We start from the raw sequence: 11,295 nt of genomic DNA, 5'->3' as shown, positions 1-11,295 counted from the left end.
TGAGCCTGAGTCCGAGCCTGGGTCTGGGTCTGCGCCTGGGTCTCAGCCTGGGTCTGAGCCTGGGTCTCAGCCTCAGTCTGCGCCTGATCGTCCCCGCCCAGCGCCCGGTACACCGTCACCTGGTTCACCAGGCGGTTCAAGCCGTTTTCGTCGCGCGCGATCTCGGCGCTGCGGCGCTTCTCCTGTGCGTCCAGCCAGTCCTTGAGCGACACCGCCCCTGCCCGATACCGCACTTCGTACAGGCGTTCGGCATCGCGCGCCGCGCGCAGCGACACCGCCAGCTGCTCGGCCTGCAAGCTCAGCTGCGTCCGGTTCGACAAGGCGTTTTCAACATCCGCCATGGCCTGATACAGCGTCTGCCGGAAATTGACGACGCGCTCTTCGTAGTCGGCCTTGGATATCTTGATGTTCAACTGCATCTGGTTCCATTGCAGGAACGGCAGCGTCAAGCCCACGCCCAGGGCGGCGACGGGGTTTTGCAGCACGTTCGACAGCGTGGGGCTGGCGCTGCCCACCGACCCCGTCAGCGTCACGGGCGGATAGAAGCTGGCGCGGGTGGCGTCCACGGTGGCCAGCGCCTCGCGCAGGCGCAGTTCGGCGGCGCGCAGGTCGGGGCGACGGCCCAGCAAATCGGCGGGCACGCCGGCGCGCGCCTCGGGCAACGGGTACGGCGGCAGGCGCAGCGGGTTGGCCATGCTGCGGTCGGGCGGGCCGTCAAACAGGATGGCCAGCGCGTTGGTGTATTCCACGCGCTGCTGCACCAGCAGCGTGTGCGCCGCCTGCTGGCTGGCCACGGTCTGTTCGGCTTCGGCCAGCTCCAGCGCCGACGCGCCGCCCGCTGCGTACTGCGCGCGCACCAGGTCCTGCGTGCGGCGCGCGTAGGCGATGCTTTCCTCGCTGCTGGCGATGCGCTGGTTGATGAATGCCGTCTGCCAATACAGCGTGGCGGTAGTGCCCACCAGCGACAAAGCGGCGGACTGGCGGTCTTGCTCGGTGGCCAGTGCTTCCCACTGGGCCGCATCGCGCTGGCGCGACAGCTTGCCCCACAGGTCCACTTCGTAGCTGACCGTCAGCTGGGCCTGGTTGTTGCGGGTGATGATGCGGTCGCCGTACAGGTTGCGGTTGCGCGTCACGCTGGCGTCGCCACCCAGTTGCGGCATCAGCTGGTCTTCGGTCAAGCCGGCCTGGTATTGCGCGCGGCGCACACGGATCGCGGCGGCCGCCAGATCGTTGTTGCGCGCCAGCACAGCGTCGATCAAGCCATTGAGCACCGGGTCGTTGAAGTTGCGCCACCACTGGCCGCCCTGGGCCAGGGGCGCATGCAGGTTTTCCGAACCGCCATGGGTCCAGGCGGCGGGCGTCTGGGTCATGGGGGGTTCGTAGTCACTGCGCAGCAGGCTGCCGCATCCGCCCAGCGCAACAAGCAGCGCCAGCGCGACGGGTTTGCAAATCAGGGAAACCGCTTTCATCGTCCTCATTCCCGGGCCAAGGCCTCGACGGGATCCAGGCGCGCCGCGTTGCGCGCCGGCAAATAGCCAAAAAGCACACCGATCAGCGTCGAGCACGTAAATGCCGCCACCATCGATGCCGTGGAATAAATCATCTGGAACGAGCCGCCCGTGGCCTTGGACACCAGCACGCCCAACGCCAGCGACAGCATGATGCCCACCGCGCCGCCGATCAGGCAGACCAGCACGGCCTCAATCAGGAACTGCTGCATGATGTCGCTGCGCCGCGCGCCCACCGCCATGCGCACGCCGATCTCGCGCGTGCGTTCGGTAACGGACACCAGCATGATGTTCATCACCCCGATGCCACCCACCATCAGCGAAATCAACGCAATCAGCGACACCAGCAGCGTCATCGTCGCCGTGGTGCGCTCGATGGTCTTGCGGATGGCGTCCGTGTTGAACACGAAGAAATCCTTCACCACGTGGCGGCGCATCAGCAGGCGTTCGATGGATTTCTCGGCGGCGGCCGGCGGCGTGGCGTCGCTGACGCGCACCGTGATGCTTTTCAGATGCTGCTGCCCCAGCACGCGGGATAACGCCGTGGTGTAGGGAATCCAGACGTTCAGCGATTCGTTGTTGCCGAACACCGAGTCTTTCTTGGCGGTCACGCCGATCACGCGCGCGGGCATGGACCCCAGGAACACCACCTGCCCGATGGGCTCGGTGTGCGAGCCGAACAGCGCGCGCCGCGTGCCTTCGTCGATCACCACTTCCTGTGCGCGGCGCACCACGCTGGTCTCGTCGAAGAACTTGCCTTGCGCCAGCTTGATGGCGCGCACGCGGAAATACTGTTCGCCCACGCCCTGGATCGAGCCGTTCACCGACACGTTGCGATAGCGCAGCGTATTGCTGGTGGCGACCTCGGGCGTGACGCTGTCCACATAGGGCTCGCGCGCCAGGGCGTCGGCGTCCGCCGCGACCAGCGTGCGGATGTTGACGGCCTTTTCGTCGCCAAAGTCCTTGCCCGGAAAGACTTCCACCGTGTTGGTGCCGATGGCGCTGATGTCTTCCAGGATCTTGCGCCGCGACCCTTCACCCAGCGCCACCACCGACACCACGGCGGCAATGCCGATGATGATGCCCAGCATGGTCAACGAGGTGCGCAGGCGGTGCGCGTTCATGGACAGCAGCGCCATGCGCAGGGCTTCGCCGCAGCGGTCCAGGTAGGCCTGCCACGCGGGCCGCCTGGGCAGTTCGGGCGGGGCATCGCGCGCGGCGTCCCGGCGCGGGGCGTCGGGGTTGCGCTTGTCCGCCACGATCTCGCCGTCGCTGATCTCGATGATGCGCTGCGCGTGGCGCGCCACATTCATGTCGTGCGTGACGATGATGATGGTGTGCCCGGCCGCATTCAGCTCTTCCAGAATGCGCAGCACTTCCTGCCCGGTATGCGTGTCCAGCGCGCCGGTGGGCTCGTCGGCCAGGATGATGTCGCCACCGTTCATCAGCGCGCGCGCAATGCTCACGCGCTGCTGCTGGCCGCCGGACAATTGGCCGGGCCGGTGCTCGGACCGGTCAGCCAGGCCCAGCCGCGCCAGCAGTTGTTCGGCGCGGTCCATGCGGGCCTCGCGGCGCTTGCCGGCATACACGGCGGGCATTTCGACGTTGCCCTGCGCGGTCAGGTCCGACAGCAGGTGATAGCGCTGGAAGATAAAGCCGAAATGCTCGCGGCGCAGTTCGGCAAGCTCGTCCGGACCCAGCTCGCCCGTGCTGCGGCCGCCCACGCGGTAGTCGCCCCGGGTCGGGCGGTCCAGGCAGCCCAGGATGTTCATCAGCGTGGACTTGCCCGAGCCGGACGCGCCCACGATGGCGACCATCTCGCCGGCTTCGATGGTCAGGTTGACGTCTTTCAGGACGGCGATGGTCTGGTCGCCGGCGGGAAATTCACGCCGTACGCCGGACAACGCAATCAGCGGACCGCTCATGTCAGGCCCCCGGCGCGGCAGCGGCGGCCGGGGCGGCAGCGGCGGCCGGGGCGGAATCCGCCGACACGACCCGCTCGCCTACCTCCAGCCCTTCCAGCACCTGCGCCTGCACGTTGTTGTTCATGCCGATCTTGACGTGGCGCACCTCGGTCTTGTTGTCCTTCAGGACGACGCGCACGGCATAGCGGCCGTCCTCGCCCCGCTTGCCCAGCGCCGAGGCCGGCACCACGACGGCGTCGCGCGCCTCGCCCAGCACGATGAAGACCTGCGTGGTCATCGAGATGCGCAGTTTTTCGTCGGGGTTGGGCACATCGAACAGGCCGTTGTAGTAGACGGCGGCGGTGGTCGAGCTGCCGCTGGATGCGGTCAGCGACGTGGTGGCGTCGTCTTTCTGGATGGAGTCGGGCGCCGGTTCCACGGCGCGCAAGGTCGCGTGATAGCGCTGGTCGGGCTCGCCAAGAATCGTGAAGTACACGGGCAGCCCGGGTTTGACGCGGGTGACGTCCGCTTCGGAAATCTGCGCCTTGATCGTCATGGTGTCCACCTGGGCCACCTTGATGATGGTGGGCGCGCTTTGGATGGCGTTGACCGTCTGCCCTTCCTTGGTCACCACGGCCACGACCATGCCGTCGATGGGCGAGACGATGCGGGTGTAGCCCAGGTTGACCTTGGCCGTGTCCACCTGGATCTCGGCCTGCGCGATCTGCGCATCCAGCGAGGCGATCTCGGCGCGGGTCACGCCCAGCGTGGCCTCGGCGGATTCGTAGGCTTCGCGCGAACTGGCGTCGGCGGCCAGCATCTGGCGTTGGCGCTTGAAGGCCAGTTCCGCCTGCTTCAGCATGGCGACCTTGGCGGCCCGCTCGGCGCGCCGGGTCTGGAGGGCGGCCTCGGCGTTGCGCAGGTCGTTCTGCTGGGTCAGGTCGTCGATCTCGGCGACCAGCTGCCCTTTCTTGACGCGGTCACCCAGCTGCACTTTCAGGGACTTGAGCTGGCCTGTCGCCTGCGCACCGACGCTGACGCGCTCAATGGCGTCCAGCGTGCCGCTGGCCAGCACGCTGTCTTCCAGGTTGGCACGGGTGACCTCGGCGACGGCGAAGGTGGGCGGCGGCGGGGCCGAGAAGAACATGGCGCGCACCGCCAGCCCCCCCAACAGGACGACGACGGCGATCAACGCGTAACGCTTGAACTTACTGCGGGACTTTTTCATTGCACCTGAGAATGAGTGACCGGCAAGGCGGCCGTAACGTAACGCCACGCCATCGCAGCGCCACGCCCTCGCAACGCCGCGCAGTCGCGCAACGTCGGGCCGCCATCCTAAACGGGGCGAGGGTGCGTGGCGATGACCGATTGCGGCGAAACGGTGAAAAACCGTAAAGCGGGTTTCGGCCGGGACGCCGGCAAGAACGATTGTTCCGTTGCGTGAACGATACAACGGCAATGGCGCATGCACGAAACCACCGTCCTGCGCCTGCCGGGATCGTGCCGCCAACGTGCCGCCTCTTGTTGCGTAAGGCCGCGACTTGGCCGCTAGATGGCCGCTATCTTGTTCGCGCCGCCTGAAACATTTTGCCGCGCCGCAAAAAAACCGCGCCTCGACATAGCCCGACGATCCGCACAGAATGATTGCAGTTAACGCCGTGTCTACCTCCAACAGATCCCCCTCCTCGCCCTCTGGTTCCCCGGAATTTTCCGGGGCGGTGCTGCTGTGTCTGTTGGCGATGATGAATCACGTGGCGCTGACGGGCGGCCGGATCACTGTGTCGCTGACCGCGCTGCAAATGGGCCTGTCCACCTTCAAGGTCGGCACCCTGGTCGCGGTGTTTGCCGTGCTGCCGATGCTGTTCTCGGTGCGCGCGGGCCGCTGGGTGGACCGCGTGGGCATCGTGCGCCCGCTGGTCATCGGCACGTCTCTGGTCGCCATCGGCACCGCTTTGCCCTTTATCTTTCAGACACAGACGGCCCTGCTGGTGGCGTCCTGCTGTATCGGCATCGGTTTCATGCTGCACCAGGTCGCCACGCAAGATCTGCTGGGCCACGCCGAGCCGGCTCAGCGGCTGCGCAACTTTTCTTTCATGTCGCTGGCCTTGGCCGGATCCGGCTTTTCGGGGCCGCTGATCGCGGGTCTGGCCATCGACAACCTGGGCACGCGAACCGCCTTCGGCCTGCTGGCCCTGGGCCCCATCCTGTCCGGCATCGGCCTTTATTACCTGCGCCACCAACTGAAAGCGGTGGACTCGCAGCTGTCCGGCGCCAAAGAGGCCCAGCGCCGCCGCGTGACCGAACTGCTGGCGGTGCCGGCCCTGCGCCGCATCCTGATGGTGAACACGATTCTGTCGGGCGCCTGGGACACGCATCTGTTCGTGGTGCCGATCTTTGGCGTGGCGATCGGGCTGTCCGCCACCACCATCGGCGTCATCCTGGCGTCGTTTGCGGCGGCAACGTTCGTGATCCGGCTGGTATTGCCGCTGATCATGCGCCGGGTGCGGTCCTGGACGCTGGTGCGCGTGGCGATGGCCACCGCCGCCATCGACTTCATGCTTTACCCGCTGTTCACCGACGTTACCGTGCTGATCGTGCTGTCTTTCATACTTGGGCTGGCGCTGGGCTGTTGCCAACCGAGTATGCTGTCGCTCTTGCACCAGCATTCCCCGCCCGGCCGCGCGGCCGAAGCCGTGGGCCTGCGCATGGCGCTGATCAACGGTTCTCAGGTGTCCCTGCCGTTGACCTTCGGCGCGCTGGGTGCGGTAATTGGCGTTGCCCCCCTGTTCTGGGCCTATTCGCTGGCCCTGATGGCGGGCGGGTGGGCCAATCGAAATCCCCCGCTCGAGTCTGACCGGAAGCCTTAAGTGAACACGCAGTCCCCTCCCTCCGCCCCCGGCGTCGCCGGCGCCAGCTTGCCTTTTCGCCTGTGGACGCCCGAAGAAAGACAGGCCTCGCTGGACGACGCGCTGCGCCATTGGCAGGCGGGAGACGACGTCTGGGTATATGGGTACGGGTCGCTGATCTGGCGCCCGGACTTTGACTTCATGGAGCGCCGGCTGGCGACCTTGCGCGGCCACCACCGGGCGCTGTGCCTGTGGTCGCGGGTCAACCGGGGCACGCCGGAATGCCCGGGGCTGGTGTTCGGGCTGGACCGGGGCGGCTCCTGCCGCGGCGTCGTGTACCGCCTGGCGGGCGACCAGGTGCCCAACTATTTCCCTGCCTTGTGGGAACGCGAGATGTCCACCGGCGCCTACCTGCCCCGCTGGATCAACTGCACTACCGACGCCGGCACCGTGCGCGCGCTGGTGTTCATCATGAACCGCGACAACCCCGCGTACATCCGCGCGCTGCCCCAGGACGAACTGCTGGCCATCGTGCGCCGGGCGGCCGGCCGCTACGGCCCCTGCACCGATTACGTGGTGCAGACGGCCCAGGCGCTGCGGGCGGCCGGCATCCACGATGCCCGGCTGGACGCCATTGCGCGGCTGCTGGAAGAAGACGGACACAGGCTGCCCGAAGGCGCCTGAACCGGGCGGGAACGGGGTGGGTAGCGTTGCCCGGCCACACCCCGGGCCGGAAACATCCCCGAGGTCTGCGCGGGGTCAAAGGGCGGGTGGTGGTGCGGGCGGTATAAACTCCCTGTTATCCACCCTGAATCCCCATCCTCATGTCCGTCTCCGATCTGCGTCAAAGCTACGAAAAGAACGTCCTGTTGGAAAACCAGGCCGCCGCCTCGCCGTTCGAGCAATTTACCCGCTGGTTCGACGAAGCCCTGGCCGCCAAGGTGCCCGAGCCCAACGCGATGACGTTGGCCACGGTCGACGCAAGCGGCCAGCCCAGCGCCCGCATCGTCCTCATCAAGGGCTTTGACGAACGCGGCTTCACGTTCTTCACCAACTACGAGTCCCGCAAGGGGCAAGACCTGTTGGCCGAGCCGCGCGCCAGCCTGCTGTTTTTCTGGCAGCCCCTGGAACGCCAGGTCCGGATTGAGGGCGTGGTGGAAAAAGTGGCGCCCGAAGAGTCGGACGCCTACTATCACAGCCGCCCCGCCGGATCGCGCATCGGCGCCTGGGCTTCGCCCCAGAGCCAGCCCATTACCCGTGAAGCGCTGGAAGCCCGTGAAAAGGAATTCCGCGAACGTTTCGGTGAGCAGCCGCCGCGTCCGCCGCACTGGGGCGGTTACCGCTTGAAGCCCACCGCCATCGAATTCTGGCAAGGCAGGCCGTCGCGCCTGCACGACCGCCTGCGCTACGTCGCGGACGGCCCGGCCTGGAAGATCGAACGCCTGTCGCCCTGATGTCGGGCGCGTTTGCGCGCCCGCCCAATTACCGATTGCATGCCCGCCTCCTCCCCTGATTTTGACGCCGCTTTTTTCCGCACCGCGCTGGGCCGCTACGCCACCGGCGTAACGGTCGTGACGGCCGCCGGGCTTGATGGCGCCCCCATCGGCCTGACGGTCAGCTCGTTCAACTCGGTGTCGCTGAACCCGCCGCTGATCCTGTGGAGCCTGTCGCGCTCGTCGTCCTCGCTGGCGGCGTTCGAACAGTGCGAGCGCTACGTGGTCAACGTCCTGAGCGCCGAGCAGATCGCGCTGGCGCGCCGCTTCGCCACGGGCAAGACGCCCGACCGCTACGCCGGCCTGACGGTGCATTACGCGCCAGGCGGCACCCCGATGCTGGACGGCCATTGCGCCGCCTGGTTCGAATGCCGCAACCGCAGCCGCTACGAAGAAGGCGACCACATCATCATGGTGGGCGAAGTGGAACGCTGCGGCCACAGCAACGAACCGCCGCTGGTGTTTCACGCCGGCGGCTTTGACCTGACGCCCGCGGGCAGCCGGTCCGAAAGGAAGACGCCATGAGCGTGGACGTAGATTGCGTCGTCATCGGCGCGGGCGTCGTGGGGCTGGCCGTGGCCCGCGCGCTGGCGCAAGCCGGCCGGGAAGTGCTGGTGACCGAAGCCACCGAAGCCATCGGCACCGGCACCAGCTCGCGCAATTCCGAAGTGATCCACGCCGGTATCTATTACCCGGCGGGCAGCCTGAAGGCGCGCCTGTGCGTGCGCGGCAAGCACCTTCTGTACGCGTACTGCGCCGAACGCGGCGTGCCGCACAAGCGCCTGGGCAAGCTGATCGTGGCCACCGACCGCGATCAGGCGGCCCAGCTTGAGGGCATCGCCCAGCGCGCGCGCGCCAACGGCGTGGACGATTTGCAGTTCATTTCCGGCGAAGAAGCCATGCGCCTGGAGCCCGCACTGCAATGCACCGCCGCGCTGGTGTCGCCATCCACCGGCATCGTCGACAGCCATGCCCTGATGCTGTCATTCCAGGGCGACGCCGAAAATGCCGGCGCGCAGTGTGTCTTTCACACGCCACTGGTGTCCGGCCGCGTGCGCCCCGAAGGCGGCTTCGAACTGCAATTCGGCGGCGACGAAGCCATGACGCTGACCTGCAACGTGCTGATCAATTCAGCCGGGCTGCAAGCGCCCGCGCTGGCCCGCCGCATCGACGGCGTGCCGCCCGCCACCATCCCGACCGATTACCTGTGCAAGGGCAGCTACTTCACGCTGGCCGGCCGCGCGCCCTTCACGCGCCTGATCTACCCGGTGCCGCAACACGCCGGCCTGGGCGTGCACCTGACGCTGGACATGGGCGGCCAAGCCAAGTTCGGACCCGATACCGAATGGATCGGCACCGAAGACTACACACTGGACCCGGCGCGCGCCGACGTGTTCTACGACGCGGTGCGCAGCTACTGGCCAGCGCTGCCGGACCATGCGCTGGCGCCCGGCTACACCGGCATCCGGCCCAAGATCTCGGGCCCGCACGAACCCGCCGCCGACTTCGTCATTGCCGGCCCCGCCGTGCATGGCGTGCCCGGGCTGGTGAACCTGTTCGGCATTGAATCTCCCGGGCTGACCTCCAGCCTGGCCCTGGCGGAAGAAACCCTGGCGCGCCTGAGCGCCTGATTCCGCCCATCCCCTCTTCTCCTTACCTCGGCCTATTCCCGCACCATGCAGCACAACGACTACATCCTGACCCTGTCCTGCCCTGACCGCACCGGCATCGTCTACCGCGTCAGCGGCCTGTTGTTCGAATTGGGTTGCAACATCCTGGATTCGCAGCAATTCGGCGACGAGGAAACGGGCCAGTTCTTCCTGCGCGTGCACTTCGACCTGCCTGTGGCCGTGAACCCCGACGACCTGCGCGGCCGCCTGGATACGCTGTCGGCGGACTACGGCATGGACCTGAAGCTGCATGACGCGCGCCGCAAGCAGCGCCTGTTGATCATGGTCAGCAAGCAGGGCCATTGCCTGAACGACCTGCTGTTTCGCGTGCATAGCGGGCATTTGCACGCCGAAGTGGCGGCCATCGTGTCCAACCACAACGACTACGCCAGCCTGGCGGCGTCCTACGGCATCCCGTTCCATTACCTGCCCGTCACGGCCGACACGAAGGCCGAGCAGGAAAAGCAGGTATTGCAGATTGCCGACCAGTCCAACACCGACCTGGTGGTGCTGGCCCGCTACATGCAGATCCTGTCGGCGGATATGTGCCGCGCGCTGAACGGCCGCGCCATCAACATCCACCACAGCTTCCTGCCCAGCTTCAAGGGCGCGCGCCCGTATCACCAGGCGCACGCGCGCGGGGTGAAGATCATCGGCGCCACCGCTCATTACGTGACGTCGGACCTGGACGAAGGCCCCATCATCGACCAGGACATCGAACGCGTGGACCACACCATGACGGCGGCCGACCTGACGCAAGTGGGCAGCGATATCGAATCGCTGGTGCTGTCGCGCGCGGTGCGCAGCCATGTCGAACACCGCATCTTGCTGAACCGCAACAAAACCGTCGTGTTCCGCTGATCGTCAATCCGCCTGCTGGGCCACCGCCGGCGTGGCCGGCGGAAACTGGCGCGTCACCAGCGCCATGGCCCGATGCTGCAAAGGCGACTGCGCGCCGGCTTGCCAGATCACCTGGCTGACCGAGCGCGCCGCGTGTTCGAACGCAATGAAGCGCGTGCCGGCCAGCCCGCTGCGCGACAGGCAGGACGGCACGATCGACACGCCCAGCCCCTGCGACACCAGCGACGCCACGCTAAGCCAATGCCGCACTTCGTGGCGGACCACCGGCATGAAGCCGGCCGCCACGCACATCGACAACACGGTTTCGTAATAGCTGGGTGAGGCCGCGCGGGCGAAGAAGACGAAGTCATCGCCCGCCAGGTCAGCCAGCCGCAACGACGCGCGCGCGGCCAGCGGGTGAGAATCCGGCAGGCACACCACAAAAGGTTCGGCGATCAGGTCACGCGCCAGCACCTCTTCGGGCACCGGGTTGGCATGGATGAACCCCAGGTCCTGTTCCCCGCGCCGCACGGCTTCGATCTGCTCGTGCGAGTTCAGCTCGGTCAGCACGTGCTCCACGTCGGGCAGTTCGGCGCGCATGGCGTTCAGCAGCACCGGCAGGCCGCGATACAGCATCGACCCGACGAAGCCGATGCGCAGCCGGCCGCGCAAGCCCGCGTCCACCCGCTGCACCAGTGTGCGCACTTCCTCGGCCTGCCGGAGCAACGTCAGCGCCTCGCGATACAACACGTGGCCGGCGTCGGTCAGTTCCACATGGCGGCTGGTGCGGGCAAGCAGGCGCGCGCCCACGTTGTCTTCCAACTGGCGGATGGCGTAGCTGAGCGGCGGCTGCGAGATATGCAGGCGGGTGGCGGCGCGGCTGAAATGGCGCTCTTCGGCCACCGCGATGAAGTAGCGCAACAGGCGCGGGGCCCGGCTCCTTTAAACAACTGACGCCGGCCGCGAGGGGGCTAGTGTAGAAATCCGGGGTGGGCGCGACTATTAAAAAAAAAAAAGAGAAAAAGTGTAGGAGG

Annotated in this window: 10 protein-coding genes; 6 read left to right on the top strand and 4 right to left on the bottom strand. The window is 66.9% G+C overall.

All coding sequences use genetic code 11. The features are described from left to right. From YH64_RS29560 to YH64_RS29550, 3 genes are all read right to left on the bottom strand, one after another. The coding region (locus tag YH64_RS29560; RefSeq protein WP_255444875.1) for an efflux transporter outer membrane subunit at positions 1–1,469 on the bottom strand (1,469 nt) is incomplete at its 3' end. Positions 1,470–1,474: 5 nt separating this feature from the next. Beyond that, complete coding sequence (locus YH64_RS29555; protein WP_046807887.1) at positions 1,475–3,433, bottom strand: MacB family efflux pump subunit; 1,959 nt, start codon at positions 3,431–3,433, stop codon at positions 1,475–1,477. A 1-nt stretch (position 3,434) separates the two neighbouring features. Then, positions 3,435–4,640: an efflux RND transporter periplasmic adaptor subunit gene (locus YH64_RS29550; protein WP_046807886.1), complete on the bottom strand. Its 1,206-nt coding sequence runs from the start codon at positions 4,638–4,640 to the stop codon at positions 3,435–3,437. 430 nt (positions 4,641–5,070) lie between these two features. Here YH64_RS29550 and YH64_RS29545 point away from each other — a divergent pair, with 430 nt between their 5' ends. From YH64_RS29545 to purU, 6 genes are all read left to right on the top strand, one after another. Next, positions 5,071–6,279: an MFS transporter gene (locus tag YH64_RS29545; protein WP_104143672.1), complete on the top strand. Its 1,209-nt coding sequence runs from the start codon at positions 5,071–5,073 to the stop codon at positions 6,277–6,279. Next, positions 6,280–6,942, top strand: a complete 663-nt coding sequence (locus YH64_RS29540; protein WP_046807884.1) for a gamma-glutamylcyclotransferase — start codon at positions 6,280–6,282, stop codon at positions 6,940–6,942. Positions 6,943–7,082: 140 nt separating this feature from the next. Next, complete coding sequence (gene pdxH / locus YH64_RS29535; RefSeq protein WP_046807883.1) at positions 7,083–7,712, top strand: pyridoxamine 5'-phosphate oxidase; 630 nt, start codon at positions 7,083–7,085, stop codon at positions 7,710–7,712. 39 nt (positions 7,713–7,751) lie between these two features. Further along, positions 7,752–8,276 carry a flavin reductase family protein gene (locus YH64_RS29530; protein ID WP_046807882.1) on the top strand — a complete coding sequence of 175 codons (525 nt, stop codon included), beginning with the start codon at positions 7,752–7,754 and terminating at the stop codon, positions 8,274–8,276. Then, entirely contained in the window at positions 8,273–9,382 is a 1,110-nt protein-coding gene (locus YH64_RS29525; protein ID WP_046807881.1) for an NAD(P)/FAD-dependent oxidoreductase, read from the top strand. Before YH64_RS29530 ends, YH64_RS29525 begins: the two co-directional genes overlap by 4 nt. A 45-nt stretch (positions 9,383–9,427) precedes the next feature. Continuing rightward, on the top strand, positions 9,428–10,282 hold the full coding sequence (purU, locus tag YH64_RS29520; protein WP_046807880.1) for a formyltetrahydrofolate deformylase: 855 nt from the start codon (positions 9,428–9,430) through the stop codon (positions 10,280–10,282). Between the two features lie 3 nt (positions 10,283–10,285). On the opposite strand, the gene YH64_RS29515 is transcribed toward purU, so the two are convergent. Next, positions 10,286–11,185, bottom strand: coding sequence for a LysR family transcriptional regulator (locus YH64_RS29515; protein WP_143215610.1), 900 nt, complete (start codon positions 11,183–11,185; stop codon positions 10,286–10,288). Positions 11,186–11,295: the final 110 nt, after the last annotated feature.

It is taken from the genome of Achromobacter sp. LC458, assembly GCF_001005835.2.
Taxonomy (GTDB): domain Bacteria; phylum Pseudomonadota; class Gammaproteobacteria; order Burkholderiales; family Burkholderiaceae_B; genus Achromobacter; species Achromobacter spanius_B.
This window is presented reverse-complemented; position numbering and strand designations above follow the sequence as displayed.